Below are 21182 nucleotides of genomic sequence, written 5' to 3' on the forward strand. Positions count from 1 at the left end.
GGATGCCGCGGCCCCCGGCGCGGAGCCGGCAGCGGGAGGCGCGGGCGCCTCGTCGCCCGCAGGCGCCGGGACGCGGCATCCGTCGTACTGGGGTGCCGCGTGGACGACCGCCGCCGCGTTCCTCGCCTACGTCGGAGGGGTGTGGTTCGCCGCCGTCTTCACCGGCGCGGACCTCGGCGTGGCGACGGCTGTCGCCGGACGCCTGGCGACCTCGTGGTTCGGCCTGGCCGTCGCGGCGGCTGCGTTCGTGTCGGCGTGGAGCGGGATCGCGCTCGTGCGCACGCGCGCACACCGTCCGCGGTGGCCCTGGGAAGACGAGTTCGACGAGTGATCGGCGCGCCGGGGCCGCGGAAATCCGCGCTGATCCGGGCGTGAACGGATGCCGGGTACTAGCGTTGAGCGGGTGGAGCGGTCGCTCGAGACCCAAGTCAGCCAGGCGGTGGACGCCTGGCTCGCGTGGTTGCCGCGATGGGAGCCTGCGACGCACCGCGGCCGGACCGCTCCGTGCCGCCGCTGCTTCGGGTCGCCGGTGCTGTCGGCTGCCGGTCTCGGAGCCGACGTCCCGCACGGCGTGCAGCACGGCCTCTCGACCCGGATCAAGACGATCGTCGACCGCTCCGTGGCCGAGTACACGGCGCTGAACCTGCCGATGCTGCAGGGCGAGCTCGATCAGCAGGCGGCCCGCAACCGCGCGCGCAGCTATCGACCCGGCGAAGGGCTCGACCCCGAGTTCGAAGGGCTGCCGCTGGATCCCGACCCGGTGCCGGGCGCGCCCTTCCTCTTCACGATCGCCGGACTCGCCGAAGAGGCCGACGCACACGTCCCGGCGCTGCCGCCGCTCACCGACGAGGCGAAGGCGGCGCTCCGGCAGGAGGTCGGCCTCGCGGACGATTACGCCAACATGGTCGGGCGCGAGGTGTGCACGATCCTGCTGCACCACCGGCTGCGCATCCAGGCCGCGGTCAGCGAGTTCGTCGAGCCGCAGATCGAGGCCATGCTCGCCGACCTCACCAAGTCGCTCGACGCACCTTTCGACCCGCACGACCCCGGCGACGCCCCCCGCCTGGAGTGAGCCCGGCCCCGAGGTCGCCCCGCGCGCTTCTGGCCCCGTAAGCCCGGTCCGTGAGGCCCGGGTCCGTGTGTCCGGTCCGTGTGTCCGGTGCGAGCGCTCGCGTGCGAAAAGTCGGGTCGGTGACGGCGGCGCGCCGGTGACGGATGCCTCGGCCCGGCGTGTCAGCTGACGGACCCGACTTTCGGCACACCAGCTTTCGAGTCCGGCAGGACTTGCCTGGCCGCGGCGTATTCCACAGACCGGTTAGCGGCGCGTGCTCGGAAGTGGTTTTGTTAGCATGGCCAGGTTTGTTGCCGCCAGCGCGGCACGGGTCGTGTCAAGGTAGCGGACTGCGGGGGAGGTGTGGTGGCCACACGACTTCCCTCGGCGCCCCCGATCCTTCCCGGGCTGGCCTATATCCGCCCGCTCGGCTCCGGCGGATTCGCCGACGTCTTCCTGTACGAGCAGGACATGCCCCGCCGCAACGTCGCGGTCAAGGTCATGCCGAGCGACGTGCGTGACCCCGAGCTGCGGCGCATGTTCAACGCCGAGGCCGACGTGCTGGCGCACCTGTCGGCCCACCCCTCGATCGTGACGGTCTACCAGGCGAGCATCTCCGCCGATGGGCGCCCCTACATCGTGATGGAGTACTGCCCGGGATCGCTCGCGCAGCGCTACCGGGTGGAGCGCATCCCCGTCGAGGAGGTGCTCGCGATCGGCGTGCGCATGTCGAGCGCACTCGAGTCGGCGCATCGCGCCGGGCTCATCCACCGCGACGTCAAGCCCAGCAACATCCTCATCACGACCTTCGGCACTCCGGTGCTCGCCGACTTCGGCATCTCGGCCTCGCTGCAGCGCAAGAGCGGCGGGGAGGTGCTCGCGATGTCGATCCCGTGGAGCTCGCCGGAAGTCGTCGCCGAGCAGACCAGCGGCACGGTCACGAGCGAGGTGTGGAGCCTCGGAGCGACCGTGTACTCGCTGCTCGCGGGCCACAGTCCGTTCGAGCGGCGCGAGCGCGGCCAGAACACCAAGGACCTGCTGCGGCGGCGCATCGCCCGTGCCACGTACGTCGAGATCCCGCGCCCCGACGTCCCCGCCGCGCTGCAGAGCGTGCTCGCGACCGCGATGAGCCGCGACCCCGGTCGCCGGTACGACTCCGCCCGTGCGTTCGGCGAGGCGCTGCGCGAGGTGCAGGCGGGGCTCGGCCTGTCGCCGACGCCGCTCGAGATCCCCGACGCGGAGTGGTCCCCGGCATCCGGGCCCGTCGACTTCGGCGACTCGGCGCTGCGCGGCCCCGCGCGTTCGCACATCGAGCGCGACCTCACCCGCAAGGCGCGCGCCGGCAGCGGGGTCGCAGCGCTCGCGCGCGACGAGGACACCGAGATCTCGGCGCCCGCACGGCGCGGACGCGGCGCCGTGCCCTGGGTCGTCGGAATCGGCGCCGGAGTCGTCGTGGGCGCCGGCGCGGTCGTCGTGACCCTCCTTGCCGCGGGGGTTCTCTGATGGCCCGCGGCACCGGGCCGTCGCTGCGCAGCACGACGCCGGTGCGTCGCGGCACGATCGTGGGCTTCATCGCCGCCGGGGCGGTCGTGGCCGCGGTCGTCGGGCTCAGCATCGTGTGGCCCGGGCTCGACGCGCAGGAGACGCCCGACGTCGACACCGCGGTGTGGGCGCTGCAGACCGGCGACGGCCGCCGCTACGCGCGGGTCAACACGTCGGTGGGTGAGCTCGACACCGTCCGCAGCATCAGCAATCCCGACCAGGTCGTGCAGACGGGGGATGCCGCGTACTTGTTCAGCGACAGCTTCAGCACGCTCACGCGCATCGACGCGGCGATGCCCGCCGACCTCGACGAAGAGGCGCTGCAGGAGTCGCAGAGGACGCCGCCCGGCACGACCGAGGTGGTGACGGCGGGGGACTACGTCGCGTATCTGACCGATTCGGGCGCCGTCTTCGCGGGGCGCCTGTCGAGCGGCTCGTCGACGCAGCTCGACCCGTTCCGCACCGATGACGACGACACCCCGCAGTACACCGCCGACGCGATCGCGGTCGACGACCGCGGCATGCTGTTCGCCTACTCGCGCGACGACGGCTCGGTGCTGCGCTACCACGTCGGTGATGGCGAGGTCCGCGCCCGCGACGCGCTCGACGACGATGGGCTGGCCGTGCCGGCCATCACGGCCGCGGGCGACACGTGGGCCGTCGTCGACACGGAGGACGGCGACGTGTGGCTGCGGGGGCAGGATGCCGCGGCCCGCGCGCCGATCGCCGGCACCATCGTGGTCGGCGCACCGGCTGCCCGCGGCACCGATGTCTACCTCGCCGACGACACCAGCCTTGTGCGGGTGCCGGCCGACGGCTCGGACATGACGACCGAGGTCGGGGGCGGGAACGGGCCGGTGCTCGGCACCCCCGCGCAGCCGATCACGCACGACGGCGAGACGTACGCCGCCTGGTTGGGCACCGGCGACGCCGGCGGGCAGCTGTGGCGCTCGGGCGGCGGGGAAGTGGTGCTCGACTACGGCGCCGAGTCGCTGGCCGACGACGTCCGCCCGGTGTTCGTCGCGAGCGACTCCGCCGTGATCCTCAACGACACGCGTTCCGGGTGGGCGTGGTCGGTGCCGGACGGCGCGCTCATCACGTCGAGCCAGGACTGGAGCCTCGACGACCGCACCGACCCCGACGCGGTGCCGAGCGGGGAGCAGCTGCAGGTCATGCTCGACCCGAAGCCGCCCATCGCCGAGCCGGACGCCTTCGGCGTGCGCGCCGGCGCGCTCGTCTCGCTGCCGGTGCTCATGAACGACCACGACCCCAACGAGGACGTGCTCACCATCGACCCGAAGTCGGTCACGGGACTCGATCCGGCCTTCGGCACCGTGACGGTGACCGACGCCGACCAGCGGCTCGCGGTGCGTGTGCAGCCCGGTGTGACGGGCTCCGCCACCTTCTCGTACGCGGTCGCCGACGGCACGGCCGAGAACGGCCTCATGTCGGAGGCGACGACGGTCACCCTGACCGTGGCGGATGCCGCGGCCCGATCAGCGCCGGAATGGTGCGGGGTCGAGCGGTGCCTGGTGCAATGGCCTCAGCCCGAGGTCGCGCGCGGCGGCACGGTGACGGTGCCGGTGCTCCCGGGCTGGGTCGATCCGGAGGGCGACCCGCTGCTGCTGCTCTCGGTCGAGAACGTGACGGGGCCCGGAAGCGTCGCGGCGACGCCCGGCGGCGACGTCGTCTACCAGCACAGCGATGCCGGCGACGGCGGGGAGGAGCTCATCGAGCTCGCCGTGACCGTCGCCGACACGCAGGGACAGACGGCCGTGAAGCCGCTGATCGTGAAGGTGTCGCCGCAGCCGCAGCTGGCCGCGCAGTCGTTCGCCGTCACGGACACGGTCGCGTCGGGCATCACCGTCGACGTGGCCGACCATGTCACCGGCACCGCGGGCACGCTGTCGCTGGCCTCGGTGCGCGTGCTCGATGACGCCGCCGCCACGGCGACCGTGGCCGGCGGCTCGACCTCGTTCGACTTCACGGCCCAGCAGCCCGGCACGTTCCGCGTCGACTTCACGGTGTCCGACGGCGTCAGCGAGGCGACCGGCACCGCGCGCATCACCCTGCTGCCCGCCGATGCACCGGCGCAGCTCGCGACCTCGCCGGTGGTCGCGTTCGTGCACCCTCAGCAGGACGCCACGCTGGAGGTCTTCGACGCGGTGTCGAACCCGACGCGGCGTGTGCTGCTGCTGAGCGATGTCGCCGCGCGCGCGGACGACGGCGCCACGCTCTCGGTCGACGCGGTCGGGCAGAACCACCTCCGGGTCTCGGGAACGACCGCGGACGGCGCCGCCGGCCGGCTGGGCACCGTCTCGTACGTGGTGAGCGACGGCACCGAGGATGCCGGCGCGAGCGTCCAGGGCGAGGCGACGGTGTACCTGCTCCCGCCTGCGCCGGAGCTGGCGCCGATCGCCGTCCACGACACCGTCGTGGTGCGCGCGGGCGCGCAGATCGACATCCCGGTGCTCGCCAACGACATCGCCCCGTCGGGCGGCTTGCCCACGCTCAACCCGGCCTCGGTGCGGTCGTCCTCCGACGACGCGCTGGCCTTCGCGTCGGGCGACCTGCTGCGCTACCTCGCGCCCGAGGAGCCCGGCGACTACGGCATCGAGTACTCGGTCTTCACCACCGGCGCGCCGGCGCTCGCCGACACGGCGGAGGTCCGGGTGCAGGTGATCGACGCCGACGCCAACCGCGCTCCGACGGCCGACACGCTGGAGGGCCGGGTGCTGAGCGGACAGTCCGCGCTCATCGACTTCGACGGCTTCGGCATGGATCCCGACGGCGATGTCGTGACCCTGGACCGCATCGTCGCCCAGCCCGAGCGGGGTGCCGCGACGGTCACCGCGGACGGGGCGTCGATCATGTACACGAGCGTGCCGGGGGACAGTGGGCAGGTGTCGTTCCGCTACCGCGTCGTGGACGCGTTCGGCGAGACCGCCGAGGGCACGGTGCGGGTCGGCGTGCTCGACACCGAGGCCAACCCGAGTCCGGTCACCTTCACCGACTACGTGCAGGTGCAGGCCGGCGACGGCAACGCCGTCCGCGTCAGTCCGCTCTCGAACGACGTCGACCCGACCATGGGCGAGCTGCGCGTCACCGACATCCGTCCCGACGTGCCGGCGACCCTCGTCGACGGCAGCGATAACCCCGAGTACGCGCGCCTGCGCGAGCAGATCGTCGACGTCGACGACGCGACGGTGCGGATCGCGGCCGGCGACGAACCGGCGACGATGTCGTTCCTCTACGACGTGGAGTCGTCGTCGGGCAACACGGGGCGCGGCCTCATCGTGGTCCGCGTGGTGCGCGAGAGCGTGCCCGACTACCCGGTCGTCGCCGACACCGCCCTGACCGTCGAGAGCCGCGAGGACTTCCCCCGCGGCGTCGACGTGATGGCCGGAAAGGTCGCGTGGTCGGGCGGCGACGTCGACGACCTCGAGCTCTCGCTGTGGGGCGATCCCGCGGGGGTGTCGGTGCAGGGCTCGCGCCTCCGCGGCGCGCTGCCCGCCACCACCCGGCTCATCCCGTTCGCCGTGACCGGCGACGGCGCGTCGGGCGAGGTGACCTCGTACGGGTTCCTGCGCGTGCCGGGTGACGACGACCTGGCGCTGACGCTCCGCGCGGGTGCGGCATCCCCCGAGGTCGCCGAGCTCGAATCGACGACGTTCGACATGGCGAGCCTGGTGGCGCGGCCACGGGGCACGTCGATCGAGATCGGCGACGAGGTGCGCGCCTCGGGCGCCCGCGGCGAGGCGGCCTGCGCCGTCGAGTCCGGTGCGGTCGTGCGCTACGACGCGGGTGCGGGTGCGCCGTGGGTGGACGCCTGCCAGGTGCCGGTGAGGCTGGCGGGCGACGAGGAGTGGACGTTCCTCTCGGTGCCGATCGTCGTGCAGCCGCGTGATCCGCAGCCCGAGCTGCGACCCGGCTCGATCACGGTCGGACCCGGCGAGACCGCGACGTTCGACCTGAAGAACATGACCACCTGGCAGCTGCGCGAGGACTGGGACGGCATCGTCTATGCGACCGAGCACGCGGGCACCGCGTTCCAGGTGACGCAGGACGGCTCCAGCCTGACGGTGACGGGCGCCGACCGTGCCGTTCCCGGCTCGGAGGAGGTGGTGCTGGTGTCGGTCACCAGCCACCCCTCGGTGACGCCGGCGCGCCTCATCCTCCGCGTCGGCGCCGCGCCCTCGACGCTGCCGCAGGGCGGCTCGGTCGTCCAGCAGTGCTCGCAGGCGGCGGGATCGTCGTGCACCATCCCGGTGATCGGCGCAGGCGGCGAGGTCAATCCGCTGCCGCGTACCCCGCTCGAGGTGGCCGACGTGCGGTCGACCGGGGCCTGCGCAGGCGTGGGCTTCCAGGTCGCCTCGGCGACGTCGATCACGGCCACATGGACGACGGATGCCCCGGGGGCGACGTGCACCGCCACGTTCTCGGTCCGGGATGCCCAGGGCCGGGTCACGAACGCCGAGCGCGACGGCCGCGTGATGCTGGATCTGCTGGGTTACCCGAAGCCGCCGGCGAGTATCACCCAGACGGCATATGCCGACGGCAGCGTCACGCTGCGGGTCGACCCGGGGGAGGCGCGCCTGGCGTATCCGGCGCTCTCGGGGTTCGTCATCCGTTCCGGCGGCCAGGAGGTCGCCCGCTGCGGCGCCGACGGCGTCTGCCCGACGATCGCCGCCCCGAACGGCGAGCAGCGTACCTACGAGGCGTGGGCGGTGAACGGCGTGGGCGAGTCGAAGGGCAGCGTCCGCACGACGGCCTGGGCGTATGACGCGCCGCTCGCACCGACGAGCGTCACGGCGGCGCCCGTGGTCACCGGCGACGGCGCCGGCGGCATCGTGTCGCTCGTCATCGACGGCATCGAGACGGGCGAGACCGGAAGCCTCGAGATCTCGAGCCCCGCGGGTGAGGTGGTGCGGGTGCCGGTGAACGGCAACCAGACGCGCGTCGAGGTGCCGGGGTACCGCGTCGGCAGCAACACCGCCTCGCTGGTCACCGTGACGCCGTACTCGCGGTTCGAGCTGCCGCCCGGGCTCGGCGGCAGTGCCTCCGGCGCCTCCGCGACGGTGCAGGCGAACGGCGTCGGCAGCCCGTTGTCGCCGCAGCTGACGCTCAGCTCGGTGTCGAACGGCGACGAGACGGCGACGATCACCGCGAACGCCTCGGCCGTGCTCAACGGCGACGGGTCGAGCCTGCGCTACGGCATCGTGCGCGACGGTGAGCGCTGCACGGTGGCTGCGACCGGCTCGACCGCGACGTTCTCGGTGGCGGACGGCGATGAGTACACGTACCGCGTGTGCGTCGAGTCGTACGTGGACGACAGGTCTTACGGGCGGGCCGAGACGTCGGCCAGCGTGCGCGCGCAGCAGTCCGGCAGGGCACCGCAGGGCTGGACGTTCGCGGTCGACGCCACCCCGAACGTGAACGGACAGCGCGCCGACTGGATCATCCGGGCCGAGCCCACCACCACCGAGAGGATCCCCAACCGCAACCACCCCGAGTTCTCGGGTTGGAACGGCTCGACGTCGGTGGTCGGCCAGAGCCCCGGCATCCAGGTCCGTTACGTCCACGACTGGTGGGGGACCGCCACGGGCTGGGCGACGGTGACGCCGCGCGCCGGCAGCGCGCCGTACCAGGTGCAGGCGACGTGGGAGGTCACCTCGTGCGTCGGCGGGAGCGACCTGGCCTATCGCGGCCGCTCGTCCAACGCGCCGGACGGCTCGTCCGCCGCGTTCACGTTCGGCAACGCCGGGCTGCGCTACTTCAACGACCAGGAGAGGCTGCTGACCTCCGAGCCGGGGACGTGGACCGTGCCGATCGGCGCGGTGCGGGTCGAGGGGATCGCCGTCTCGGTCAACTGGGACGCCCAGGGCTGGGGACTCGCGCCCGTGAGCACGACCTTCAAGGCCGACTGCCAGCCGAACAACGGCAACCCCCCACCCGGCCCGACGCCCTGACCGCCGGCATCCACCGCTCATCACGACCATCCCCCGCCACAGAGGACGAGACACGACATGACGATCACGCAGGAGCAGGCCGACTGGTTCGCGCAGACGTTCGGGCAGATCGCCGACAACGTCGAGCGTGCCGTGCTGGGCAAGCGCCACGTCGTCGAACTCGTGCTCACCGCGATGCTGAGCGACGGGCACGTGCTGCTCGAGGATGTGCCGGGAACCGGCAAGACCTCCCTCGCGCGGGCGATGGGGCAGTCCGTGCAGGGCGCGAACACGCGTATTCAATTCACCCCCGACCTCCTGCCGAGCGACATCACCGGACTCAGCGTGTACGACCAGAAGGAGGGGGTGTTCGAGTTCCACGCCGGCCCCATCTTCGCCAACATCGTGCTCGCCGACGAGATCAACCGGGCGAGCCCCAAGACGCAGTCGGCGCTGCTCGAGGTGATGGAGGAGGGCCGCGTCACGATCGACGGCGTCTCGCGTGAGGCCGGCGTGCCGTTCCTCGTGCTCGCGACCCAGAACCCCGTCGAGCAGGCCGGCACCTACCGCCTGCCCGAGGCCCAGCTGGACCGCTTCATGATGCGCACCTCTCTCGGGTACCCCGATCACGCCGCGACCGTCCGCATCCTCGACGGCGCAGCCATCGCGACGGCGGACCTCACGCCGATCATCACGCCGCAGGCCCTCGTCGGCATGGCCGATCTCGCGGCCCAGGTGTATGTCGACGCCCTCGTGCTCGACTACATCGCACGGCTGGTGGACGGCACGCGCACCGCCGACGAGGTGCGCCTGGGCGTCAGCATCCGCGGCGCGCTCGCGCTCACCCGCGCCGCGCGCACCCGCGCCGCCTCGCAGGGGCGCACCTATGCCACGCCCGACGACGTCAAGACGCTCGCGGTGCCCGTGCTCTCGCACCGGCTGATCCTGCACCCCGAGGCCGAGTTCGACGGCGTGACGCAGGAGACCGTGGTCGGCCAGGTGCTGCTGGACGTGGCTCCGCCCTCGAGACGCGAAGCGGTATGAGCGCCGACCGTCCGGGCGGTACCTCAGGGTCTGGTGAGCGCCGGCGCGGCGGCACCGGCACCCTGGATGCGCGCATCACCCGCACCGTCTCGTCCACCGCGACGGAGGGCCGCACCCACCTGACCTCCACCGCCACGGGCTCCGCGACAAGTGTGGCGCCGCGCCGCGGGCGCGCGTTCGTGCGCGCGGCCGTGTGGGGGACGGGCGCGTGGCGGGCAGCCTCCACCGCCATCGGGGCTGCCGCCGTCTGGTCGGCGCGTACGATCCGGCCCGCAGGCGCCCTCGCCGCGGTGGCGGGGACGGCGGGTCTCGTCCTGGGCATCGCCTTCGGCTGGGTGGAGTTCATGGTCGCGGGCGCGGCATCCGTCCTCCTCCTGATCGCCGCCGTGCCGTTCCTCTTCGGCGCCCGCGCCTACGACGTCGACCTCACGCTCACCCACGAGCGCATCGTCGCCGGCGACGGCGTGAGCGGGCGCATCGTGGTGCGGAACGAGAGTCACCGCGTCGCCCTGCCGGGACGCATCGACGTCGCGGTGGGTGCGGGGCTGGTGGAGTTCGGGGTGCCGCTGCTGCGCCCGGGGCACACCGTCGAGCAGCCGCTCGACATCCCGGGCCTCCGCCGCGGCATCGTGACGGTCGGGCCGGCGACCACCGTCCGCAGCGACCCGGTCGGGCTGCTGCGCCGCGAGCACTCCTTCGCCGACGTGCACGACCTCTACGTCCACCCCCGCACGACCGCGCTGCCGTCGACGAGCGCGGGGCTGATCCGCGACCTCGAGGGCGCCCCGACGCGGCGGCTCGTCGACGCCGACATGTCGTTCCACGCCATCCGCGAGTACGTGCCGGGCGACTCGCGCCGGCAGATCCACTGGCGCTCGACGGCCAAGACCGGGCGCCTCATGGTGCGCCAGTACGAGGAGTCGCGGCGCTCGCGCATGGCGGTGGTGCTCGCGGTGGCCGAGGGCGAGTACGCGGATGCCGACGAGTTCGAGCTCGCCGTGTCCTGTGCCGCCTCGCTCGGCCTGCGCGCGGTGCACGACGCCCGCGACGTGCAGATCGTCACCGGCTCGGAGATCCCTCGGGTGGTGCGCGGGCGGCTCCGCGCCATCCGCCGCATCCCGGCCGCGGCGCCCCGCCCCATGCTCGACGGGTTCAGCGGCATCGACCTGATCGAGAGCACCATGCCGGTGGGGGAGGTGTGCCGGCTCACCGCCGAGTCGGGCGAGCGCCTGTCGATCGCCTTCGTGGTCGTGGGCTCGCGGGTGCCGCTCAGCCGACTTCAGCAGGCGGCGCTGGCGTTCTCGGCCGACACGGCGGTCGTCGGCCTCATCTGCGACGAGCGCGCCCACCCGCGGATGCAGCAGTTGTCGGGCATGACGGTGCTCACCGTCGGCACCCTGGACGACCTCGCCGGTCTCCTCCTGCGGGGAGCGACGTCGTGAGCGGGCCGATCGACGTGCCGGTGAGCGCGGCGGCCGCCCCGCGCACCGTCGCCGAAGCCCCCGCGCCGCGGCTGGTGCCGCGCATCTGGGTGGGATTCGCGTTCGCGGTGCTGATCGCAGCCGTCGCCGCGGTCGCCGCCTGGCCCATCTACCGCTCTGGTGCCTTCGCGCTCCTGGTCGCCGTCGGAACCCTCGTGGGCGGCGGGATCGCGGCGGTGGCGTGGTGGCGGCGGTGGAGCGGCTGGGTCGTCGCGGCTGCGCTCGCCGCGGCCGTGTTCCTGCTCGGTGTGCCGCTGGCGGTCCCCTCGCGCCTCGGCGCGCCCGACGACCTTCTCCGGGGGCTGGGCGAGGTCGCGACCGGGCTCGTGCTGGGGTGGAAGGACCTCGTCACCGTCGAGCTGCCCGTCGGCTCGTATCGCAACCTGCTGGTGCCCGCACTCGTCGTCTTCCTCGTCGGCACGTGCCTGGTGCTGCTGCTGGCCTGGCGCGACGACCGGGCTGCCTACGCCGCGGTCCCCGTGGCGCTCGGCATGGTGACCTTCGGCCTGTTCTTCGGACGCACCACGGTGAGCGCGCCGCTGCAGCTCGGCCCCGTCACGCTGTACGCCCCCGCAGAGACGGCTGTCGGCATCGCCGGTCTCACGACCTGCCTGCTGTGGCTCGCGTGGCGCACGCACGACGAGCGGGTCCGCGCGCTGCAGCGCGCGGCGGCCTCCAGCGGCGTGCGCATCTCGCGCCGCCCCACCGGCGCCGACCGCCGTCGCACGGCGCTCGGCGCCGGCATGGTCGCGGGTGCGCTGGTGCTCGCAGTGGCGGTGGTGCCGTTCGCCGCCCGCGGCGCCGAGCGCGACGTGCTGCGCTCGGCGGTGGGCCCCGACATCGACCTGTCGGCCGAGGTGAGTCCGCTGGCGCAGTACCGTGCGCTGTTCACCGACGACCGCGCCGACGAGGTCCTGTTCACGGTGGAGCCCGTGGCCGAGGGATCTGCGGGCGCGCTGCCCGAGCGCGTCCGGATCGCCACCCTCGACGCGTACGACGGGCAGGTCTACCGCTCGGGCGGCGAGGGCGCCGTCGACGCGGGGCGGTTCGTGCGCGTGCCGTCGGCGCTCGACGCCGGTGAGGGCGAGGTCGTCGAGGCGCGCGTCGAGATCGACGCGTGGGACGGGATCTGGATGCCGACAGCCGGCCGGCTTTCTGCCATCCAGTTCGCCGGCGACAGGTCGGCGTCGCTCGCCGATCGGTTCTATTACAACGCCGCCGCGTCGGCCGGCGTGCAGACCGCCGGGGGAGGCCTCGAGGCGGGCGACAGCTACGTCGTGCGCGGGGTCGAGCCGCCGACCGCGGACCTCGCCGAGCTCGAGGCGCCCGGCAGCCCGGGGGGTGTCGCCGCGCCCGACAACCTGCGGGCGTGGATGGACGAGCATGTGACGGGCTCCGGCGGCGCCGCCCTCGCGGGCCTGGTCTCGCTGCTCCGGGAGCGCGGCTATCTCAGCCACGGCCTGTCCCGCGGCGACCAGGTGCCGGCATGGGCCGCCGCGCTCCCCGACTACACGTTCCAGCCGAGCGCCTCGGGGCATTCGCTGGCTCGGGTCGACACCATGTACGCCCGCCTGCTCGAGCGAGAGACCGACCAGCAAGGCACGGGGCCCCGCAGTTTCGTCGCGGCGATCGGCGACGACGAGCAGTTCGCGGTCGCGGTGGCGCTCATGGCGCGAGAGCTCGGCTTCCCGTCGCGCGTCGTGCTCGGCGCCCGGCTGACGTCGGCCGAGCCGGGGCTCGCCACATGCGACGACGGAGCGTGCGGGGCGCAGGACCTGACCGCGTGGACCGAGGTGCAGTCGGCCGGCGGGCAGTGGGTCGCCGTCGACGTGACGCCCCAGTACGCCGTGTCGCCGAGCCTGGACGTGACCGAGCAGCGCGATCCCGAGAACGTGACCGAGGTGCGCCCGGACGCCGTGGAGGAGGTCGTGCCGCCGGACCCCGCGCAGGAGGACTCCGGCGAGGAGCGCACCCCCGAGGACGGCTCCGGCCTCGACCTCGCGTGGCTCTGGCCGACGTTGCGGATCGCCGGCATCGCGCTGCTCGTGCTGGCCCTGGCGTTCGGTCCCTTCCTCATCGTGATCGGAACCAAGGCCGCCCGCCGCCGCTCCCGCCGACGCGCCGGGGCCCCCTCCGCCCGGATCGCCGGCGGCTGGGACGAATACGTCGACGCCGCCGTCGACACGGGGCGCACGGCATCCCGCGCGCTCACCCGCACCGAGCTGGCCGCCGCGTTCGCGACCCCCGCCGGCGACGAGCTCGCGCACACCGCCGACCGTGCGGTGTTCTCGCGCGCCGAGCTGTCGGCCGACGAAGCCCGGCGGTACTGGGACGCCGTCGACGCGGAGCGGCGGACGCTGCGCCGCCAGAATGGGTTCTGGCGCGGAGCCCTGGCGACCGTATCGTTGAGATCGTTGCTCCGACCACTGGCGCCCGAGGCGGGCGTCCGCAGCCGATTCTCCGAGAGGGGGAGACGGCGGGCTCTGCCCGTGCGTCCCATGCCATGAACGCCACCGATGCCACCGCGGCCGTCTTCGGCACGCTGATTAGCCTGCTCCTGTTCGCCGGTGTCTACGTCTGGATGGCGCTCGCCCTGTCGGCGGTCTTCCGCAAGTCCGGTGTGGAGCCCTTCAAGGCCTGGGTGCCGATCCTCAACATCGTCGTCCTGCTGCAGCTGGCGGGGCTCTCGCCGTGGCTGGTGCTCCTGGCGTTCGTCCCGATCGTGAACATCGCGTTCCTGGTGGTCTTCGCGATCGCGCTCTACCGCGTCAGCGTGGCGTTCGGGTTCGGGGCCGGCATGACGGTGGTCGGGGTTCTGCTCTTCCCGGTGTGGGCGTCGATCGTCGGGTGGGGAAGTGCCCGATGGGTCGGACGGGATGCCTCGTCCCGCGGCCCCCTCGGCGGCGGCGTCCGCCGGGCATCGGCCGAGGCGCCCGGCCTTCCGCCGTTGCCGCCGTTCCCCGCTCCCGCCTCGCGCGCGGGTGAGCCGGCCGTGTTCCCGCCCGCATCGCCCGCCGCCGCCGGCTTCGCTCCGGCCGCGTACGCGCCTCCGCCCCCCGCCGCCACGCCCAGCGCACCCGCCGCAGCTGACGTCGCGCCGCCGGCAGGCGGCTGGACGCCTCCGCCGCTTCCCGGCCGTCCTGTCGCGCCGAGTCCCGGTGTCGCCGGTCCGGTCGCCGCCGCCCCCGTCTCCTCCGCTCCTCTCGACTCCTCCGGCGACGAAGCAGCGCAGGCCGCCGCCGGCGCTCTTCCCGACCCCTGGAAGGGTTTCGTCCTCGACACGACCGACCGCAGCGCCGAGGTCACCGGTGCGGTGCCCGGTGCTCCCGGGCCCATCTCGGCCGTGCCGTCCGCTCCCGCGCCCGCCTCCGCCTCCGCGTCCGCGTCCACCTTCGCGCCCGCCTCCGCGTCGGGCCCGTTCGCGGCCCCCGAGGGGTCGACGACGGGCGAGCACCTCACGCGCCCGCCCGTGATGCGGGTGCCGGCCGCTGACCGTGTCCCCGGCGACAGTGTGGTCGACGACAGCGCCGAGCCCTGGGCGCCGGCACGCTCGCCGATGAGCGAGGGCGACGCATTCCCCGAGGCATCCGGTCCCGTGTCGGCGATCGCCGGCGCACCGGATGCCGGCGCGCCCCGCTCCGCGCGGACGTCGGTGTCGTCCTTCCACGGCAAGCCCGAGATCCCCGACGAGCAGGACGTGCTCGACGAGACGATCATCGCCCGCCGCAAGCGCACCGACTGGACCCTGGTCCCGCCGACCGGCGAGCCGGTCGCCCTGTCGGCCGAGGTCGTGATCCTCGGCCGGCGCCCGGCGGGCGACCCCGACTTCCCTGCCGCGCAGCTGGTGTCGATCCACGACGGCACCGTCTCCAAGACGCACGCCCGGCTGACGCTGCGCGACGACCGCTGGTACGTCACGGACCTCGACTCCACCAACGGCGTGCTGTTCGCGACGGTGATGGGCACCGAGGTCGAAGCGCCCGCCGGCGAAGAGGTCGAGGCCGGGGACCGGTTCCTGCTGGGTGACGCGGAGGTCCGGCTGCGGCGGAGCGACGGGTGATCGATCCCGACGACGAGCGCACGGCCCTCTCGCGGCGCGCGACGGCGGCCGCGGGACCGTCCGCCGACGACGCTCCGGACGACCGGACCCTCCCCAGCAGGCGGGCACGAGCCGGGACGACGGATGCCGGTGCCCCCGCGCCGTCCGACGCGGCCCCGCGCCGATCCACCGCGCTTCCGGCCGACGTCGACATCACCGCCGTGTCGTCCCGCTCCGCGGGGCCGCAGGCGTCCGAGCTGACCACCCAGGCGGCGACCGCATCGGGACCGGTCGGCCCTCGCCGCAGCGCACCCGCCGACGCAGGCGACGCCGACGATCGCCCGGCGGGCCCCGCCCGCACCGGCGCGTCCGCGTGGCACGGCCGCGTCGCGTCGCGTCCGCAGGTCGACGCGGCCGTGTACCGCGCGCGCCAGGTGCCGGCGGCGAACGCGACGCGAGCCGAGCCCGGCCCCCGCGCACCGCAGACGTACATCGACACGGCCGCCGCCGAGGATGGCCGGCGGCGCCGCCGACGCCGTCGGGCGATCGTGGTGGTAGCCGCGGCATCCGTTCTCGCGGCCGTCGTCGCAGTGTCACTCGTGGTTCTGCTGACCGTCGGCTGACGTACTCAGCGGGGGCGATCTGGCGCCCGGGGCGGCGTGTCGCGGCCACGTTCGGCCCGCGGCGTGCTTGCGCGTTTGCCCGACCCCCGAAACCCACGTATCATGGATCGGGTGTGCGCTCACGCGCGCCATCGACCGTGCCTCGGTGCGGACGATGGTGTGGGCGCCGCATCTCAGGGAACGGCCTGCGAACAGGCCACCCCCACGGCATACCCACCAGCGAAAGCGCGTCAGTCATTCTGCCGCGTCGGTGGGTCCGCGTGAGCCCGCAGCGTCATGAATCGCAAGATCCGGATGCGGCGGGGGAGACCACGACGCTGTCACCGTGCAGCAGCTGCGCGCCACAACCGCGCAGACGACAAGGAGAGAACGTGCCAACCATTCAGCAGTTGGTTCGCAAGGGTCGCTCGCCCAAGGTCTCGAAGACCAAGGCGCCGGCGCTCAAGGCGAACCCGCAGCAGGCGGGTGTCTGCACCCGTGTGTACACCACCACCCCGAAGAAGCCGAACTCGGCGATGCGCAAGGTCGCCCGTGTCAAGCTCCGCAACGGCACCGAGGTCACCGCGTACATCCCCGGCGAGGGCCACAACCTGCAGGAGCACTCGCTCGTGCTCGTGCGTGGCGGTCGTGTGAAGGACCTCCCCGGTGTCCGCTACAAGATCGTCCGCGGTGCGCTCGACACCCAGGCAGTCAAGAACCGTAAGCAGGCTCGCAGCCGCTACGGCGCGAAGAAGGGCTAAGCAAGATGCCTCGTAAGGGACCCGCCCCGAAGCGCCCCGTCGTCAACGACCCGGTATACGGCGCACCCATCGTCAGCCAGCTGGTGAACAAGATCCTCGTCGACGGCAAGAAGTCGATCGCCGAGTCGATCGTGTACACCGCCCTCAAGGGTGTCGAGGCGAAGAACGGCCAGGATGCCGTCGCCACGCTCAAGAAGGCGCTCGACAACGTGCGCCCGACCCTCGAGGTCAAGAGCCGCCGTGTCGGTGGCTCGACCTACCAGGTGCCGGTCGAGGTCAAGCCTCACCGCGCCAACACGCTGGCGCTGCGCTGGCTCGTCAGCTACGCGAAGGGTCGTCGTGAGAAGACGATGACCGAGCGTCTGCAGAACGAGATCCTGGACGCCTCGAACGGCCTGGGTGCCGCGGTCAAGCGCCGCGAAGACACCCACAAGATGGCCGAGTCGAACCGCGCCTTCGCGCACTACCGCTGGTAATCCACTTCGCGCGTTTCGTCTCGCTCGTACCTCGCTCGCTCAACGACCGGAGATCTCGGTCGTTGAGCGAGCGAAACGAGACGAAACGCCCCCGAATCACTTTCAACCCGTAAGGACACCCCGTGGCACAAGAAGTGCTCACCGACCTCAACAAGGTCCGCAACATCGGCATCATGGCGCACATCGATGCCGGCAAGACGACGACGACCGAGCGCATCCTGTTCTACACGGGCGTCAACCACAAGATCGGCGAGACGCACGACGGCGCTGCCACCACCGACTGGATGGAGCAGGAGCAGGAGCGCGGCATCACGATCACGTCCGCCGCCGTGACGTGCTTCTGGGACAAGAACCAGATCAACATCATCGACACCCCCGGTCACGTGGACTTCACGGTCGAGGTGGAGCGCTCGCTCCGCGTCCTCGACGGTGCCGTCGCCGTCTTCGACGGCAAGGAGGGCGTCGAGCCCCAGTCCGAGACCGTCTGGCGTCAGGCCGACAAGTACGACGTCCCCCGCATCTGCTTCGTCAACAAGATGGACAAGCTGGGCGCCGACTTCTACTTCACGGTCGACACCATCGTCAACCGCCTGAAGGCCAAGCCGCTCGTCATCCAGCTGCCGATCGGCGCTGAGAACGACTTCGTCGGCGTCATCGACCTCGTCGAGATGCGCGCACTCGTCTGGCCCGGCGACGCCAAGGGCGACGTGACCATGGGCGCCAAGTACGAGATCCAGGAGATCCCGGCCGAGCTCGCCGACAAGGCTGCCGAGTACCGCGAGAAGCTGCTCGAGACGGTCGCCGAGTCCGACGAGCACCTGCTCGAGAAGTACTTCGGCGGTGAGGGCCTCACGGTCGCCGAGATCAAGGGCGCCATCCGCAAGCTCACCATCGCCTCGGAGCTCTACCCCGTGCTCTGCGGCTCGGCGTTCAAGAACCGCGGCGTGCAGCCCATGCTCGACGCGGTCGTCGACTACCTCCCGTCGCCTCTCGACGTCCCCGCCATCGAGGCGAAGGACCCGAAGAACGAAGAGGTCATCATCGAGCGTCACGCCGACCGTGACGAGCCGTTCGCGGCGCTCGCGTTCAAGATCGTGACGCACCCGTTCTTCGGTCGCCTCACCTACATCCGCGTCTACTCGGGTCACCTCGACTCCGGTGCCCAGGTCGTCAACGCGACCAAGGGCAAGAAGGAGCGCATCGGGAAGATCTTCCAGATGCACGCCAACAAGGAGATGCCGGTCGACTCCGTCACCGCCGGTCACATCTACGCGGTCATCGGCCTCAAGGACACCACCACGGGTGACACGCTGTCCGACAGCGCCAACCAGGTCGTCCTCGAGTCGATGACGTTCCCGGAGCCGGTCATCGAGGTCGCGATCGAGCCCAAGACGAAGGCCGACCAGGAGAAGCTGGGTCTCGCGATCCAGAAGCTCGCCGAGGAGGACCCGACGTTCCGCGTCGAGCAGAACTCCGAGACCGGTCAGACCGTCATCAAGGGCATGGGCGAGCTGCACCTCGACATCCTGGTCGACCGCATGAAGCGCGAGTTCAAGGTCGAGGCCAACGTCGGCAAGCCGCAGGTGGCGTACCGCGAGACGATCCGCAAGATCGTCGAGCGTCACGACTACACGCACAAGAAGCAGACCGGTGGTTCGGGTCAGTTCGCGAAGATCCAGTTCGCGCTCGAGCCCCTTGAGGTCACGGCCGACAAGACGTACGAGTTCGAGAACAAGGTCACCGGTGGCCGCATCCCGCGCGAGTACATCGAGCCGACCAACCAGGGCTTCCAGGACGCCATGGCCGTCGGCGTGCTCGCCGGCTACCCCATGGTGGGCGTGAAGGCGATCCTCACGGACGGCGCCTCGCACGACGTCGACTCGTCCGAGATGGCGTTCAAGATCGCCGGCTCGATGGGCTTCAAGGAGGCCGTCCGCAAGGCGAACCCCGTCATCCTCGAGCCGCTCATGGCGGTCGAGGTGCGTACTCCCGAGGAGTACATGGGCGACGTCATCGGCGACCTGAACTCGCGTCGTGGCCAGATCCAGTCCATGGAGGACGCCCAGGGCGTCAAGGTCGTCCGCGCGCTGGTCCCGCTGTCCGAGATGTTCGGCTACATCGGCGACCTGCGCTCGAAGACCTCGGGCCGCGCCGTGTACTCGATGGAGTTCGACAGCTACGCCGAGGTTCCTCGCGCCGTGGCTGACGAGATCATCCAGAAGGTCAAGGGCGAGTAAGCCCTTTTCTCCTGGGATGCCTCGGTGACGAGGCATCCCGGGGGCACAACTTCACACAGAATCACCAGAATCGTCTCCACTAAGGTGGAGATATCCCCGTAGGCGACCGGCGCACACCAGCGTCCGGAAGTTCTACACGAACGTCCTGAGGAGGACCCAGTGGCTAAGGCCAAGTTCGAGCGCACCAAGCCGCACGTGAACATCGGAACGATCGGTCACGTCGACCACGGCAAGACCACGCTCACCGCAGCGATCTCGAAGGTGCTCGCCGACAAGTACCCGTCGGCCACCAACGTGCAGCGCGACTTCGCGTCGATCGACTCCGCTCCCGAGGAGCGCCAGCGCGGCATCACGATCAACATCTCGCACGTCGAGTACGAGACCCCGAAGCGTCACTACGCTCACGTCGACGCCCCGGGTCACGCCGACTACATCAAGAACATGATCACCGGTGCTGCTCAGATGGACGGCGCGATCCTCGTGGTCGCCGCCACCGACGGCCCGATGGCGCAGACGCGCGAGCACGTGCTGCTCGCCAAGCAGGTCGGCGTTCCCTACCTGCTGGTCGCGCTGAACAAGTCGGACATGGTCGACGACGAGGAGATCCTGGAGCTCGTCGAGCTCGAGGTTCGCGAGCTGCTGTCGTCGCAGGACTTCGACGGCGACAACGCTCCTGTCGTCCGCGTCTCGGGCCTCAAGGCTCTCGAGGGCGACGCCGAGTGGGTCGAGAAGATCGTCGAGCTCATGGACGCTGTCGACGAGTCGATCCCGGACCCGATCCGCGACAAGGACAAGCCGTTCCTCATGCCGATCGAGGACGTCTTCACGATCACCGGCCGTGGCACGGTCGTCACGGGCCGCGCCGAGCGCGGTACCCTCGCGATCAACTCCGAGGTCGAGATCGTGGGTCTGCGCCCGACGCAGAAGACGATCGTCACCGGTATCGAGATGTTCCACAAGCAGCTCGACGAGGCATGGGCCGGCGAGAACTGTGGTCTGCTCCTGCGCGGCACCAAGCGTGACGACGTCGAGCGCGGCCAGGTCGTCGTGAAGCCCGGTTCGGTCACCCCGCACACCAACTTCGAGGGCACGGCGTACATCCTGTCCAAGGAGGAGGGCGGCCGTCACAACCCGTTCTTCACGAACTACCGTCCGCAGTTCTACTTCCGCACCACCGACGTCACCGGCGTCATCACGCTGCCCGAGGGCACCGAGATGGTCATGCCCGGCGACACCACCGACATGACGGTCGAGCTGATCCAGCCGATCGCCATGGAGGAGGGCCTCGGCTACGCCATCCGTGAGGGTGGCCGCACCGTCGGTGCCGGCACGGTCACGAAGATCATCAAGTAAGACGGTTCTCGACGAGGTCGCCCTGCGACCTGATCGACTGCTGTGACGAGAAGCCCCCGGGAGTGATCCCGGGGGCTTCTCGGCGTCCCCGGGCGGCTGTGAGCCGCGCGGGGCCGTTGACGCGCAGGGGTACCGCCGCGGCATCCGTCCCCGGCACAATTGGCCTGACGCCTCGCCGGGGGGCGGCTGAAGGAGTGAGCATGGGCGGTTTCGACGACCTCGTCAATCAGGGCAAGGGCCTGTACGAGCAGAACAAGGACAAGATCGGCGAGTTCCTGAAGTCCGAGCAGGCCGAGGACATCAGCGACAAGGTGCTGGACGGCGCCTCGGGCATCGCGAAGAAGGTCGTGCCGGAGGAACACCACGACACGGTGGACGACATCCGTGGGAACGTCGACGGAGCAGTCGGCAACCAGTAGACCGCCGATGTGACGAGACGGCCCGGGCACACGCCCGGGCCGTTTCGCGTCGGCCGCACTATGGGCATTCCCCAGGACCCGCCCTCTCCAGCCACGCCCGGCGTTCCGATCCGACACTTGACGTGGCCCGACCGCGGGCATAGCTTTGCCCCGGGAACACGTTTCGGCTCGTGTTTGGGGACAACGCCGAACCTCTTCGGGGGCGCCGTTGCAATCGCTGGCCGTTGCG

The 21182-nt window shown here is 71.7% G+C and carries 13 protein-coding genes and 1 pseudogene; all 14 read left to right on the plus strand.

The genetic code is table 11. The annotated features are described in order from the left end of the window. Positions 1-331, plus strand: a pseudogene (locus B1729_RS02715) (hypothetical protein); the annotation flags it as partial. A 72-nt stretch (positions 332-403) separates the two neighbouring features. Further along, a complete protein-coding gene (locus B1729_RS02720; RefSeq protein ID WP_163618835.1) occupies positions 404-1072 on the plus strand; it encodes a spermidine/putrescine ABC transporter substrate-binding protein in 669 nt (222 codons plus the stop codon). A gap of 345 nt (positions 1073-1417) precedes the next feature. Further along, entirely contained in the window at positions 1418-2554 is a 1137-nt protein-coding gene (locus B1729_RS02725) for a serine/threonine-protein kinase (RefSeq protein ID WP_163630588.1), read from the plus strand. Next, on the plus strand, positions 2554-8562 hold the full coding sequence (locus B1729_RS02730) for an Ig-like domain-containing protein (protein ID WP_204318843.1): 6009 nt from the start codon (positions 2554-2556) through the stop codon (positions 8560-8562). Before B1729_RS02725 ends, B1729_RS02730 begins: the two co-directional genes overlap by 1 nt. 57 nt (positions 8563-8619) lie before the next feature. Next, a complete protein-coding gene (locus B1729_RS02735) occupies positions 8620-9585 on the plus strand; it encodes a MoxR family ATPase (protein ID WP_163618837.1) in 966 nt (321 codons plus the stop codon). Next, on the plus strand, positions 9582-11027 hold the full coding sequence (locus B1729_RS02740) for a DUF58 domain-containing protein (protein WP_163630590.1): 1446 nt from the start codon (positions 9582-9584) through the stop codon (positions 11025-11027). The genes B1729_RS02735 and B1729_RS02740 overlap by 4 nt, the downstream gene beginning before the upstream one ends. Further along, positions 11024-13573 (plus strand): transglutaminase domain-containing protein, encoded by a 2550-nt coding sequence (locus B1729_RS02745; RefSeq protein WP_163630592.1) that lies wholly within the window; start codon positions 11024-11026, stop codon positions 13571-13573. Before B1729_RS02740 ends, B1729_RS02745 begins: the two co-directional genes overlap by 4 nt. Next, positions 13570-15126: a DUF5684 domain-containing protein gene (locus tag B1729_RS02750; RefSeq protein WP_163630594.1), complete on the plus strand. Its 1557-nt coding sequence runs from the start codon at positions 13570-13572 to the stop codon at positions 15124-15126. The genes B1729_RS02745 and B1729_RS02750 overlap by 4 nt, the downstream gene beginning before the upstream one ends. Further along, positions 15123-15728 (plus strand): hypothetical protein, encoded by a 606-nt coding sequence (locus B1729_RS02755; RefSeq protein WP_163630596.1) that lies wholly within the window; start codon positions 15123-15125, stop codon positions 15726-15728. Before B1729_RS02750 ends, B1729_RS02755 begins: the two co-directional genes overlap by 4 nt. 371 nt (positions 15729-16099) lie before the next feature. Next, a complete protein-coding gene (gene rpsL / locus B1729_RS02760) occupies positions 16100-16468 on the plus strand; it encodes a 30S ribosomal protein S12 (protein WP_018171438.1) in 369 nt (122 codons plus the stop codon). A 5-nt stretch (positions 16469-16473) separates the two neighbouring features. After that, the gene (rpsG, locus tag B1729_RS02765) at positions 16474-16944 is read left to right on the plus strand and encodes a 30S ribosomal protein S7 (RefSeq protein WP_055962856.1); all 471 of its coding nucleotides are present in this window, start codon (positions 16474-16476) and stop codon (positions 16942-16944) included. Positions 16945-17066: 122 nt separating this feature from the next. After that, the gene (fusA, locus tag B1729_RS02770; RefSeq protein ID WP_163618842.1) at positions 17067-19181 is read left to right on the plus strand and encodes an elongation factor G; all 2115 of its coding nucleotides are present in this window, start codon (positions 17067-17069) and stop codon (positions 19179-19181) included. 159 nt (positions 19182-19340) lie between these two features. Next, on the plus strand, positions 19341-20534 hold the full coding sequence (gene tuf / locus B1729_RS02775) for an elongation factor Tu (protein ID WP_163618843.1): 1194 nt from the start codon (positions 19341-19343) through the stop codon (positions 20532-20534). Between the two features lie 200 nt (positions 20535-20734). Next, positions 20735-20953 carry an Rv0909 family putative TA system antitoxin gene (locus tag B1729_RS02780; protein WP_163618844.1) on the plus strand — a complete coding sequence of 73 codons (219 nt, stop codon included), beginning with the start codon at positions 20735-20737 and terminating at the stop codon, positions 20951-20953. Positions 20954-21182: the final 229 nt, after the last annotated feature.

This window comes from Microbacterium sp. B35-04 (assembly GCF_010634885.1).
Lineage (GTDB): Bacteria > Actinomycetota > Actinomycetes > Actinomycetales > Microbacteriaceae > Microbacterium.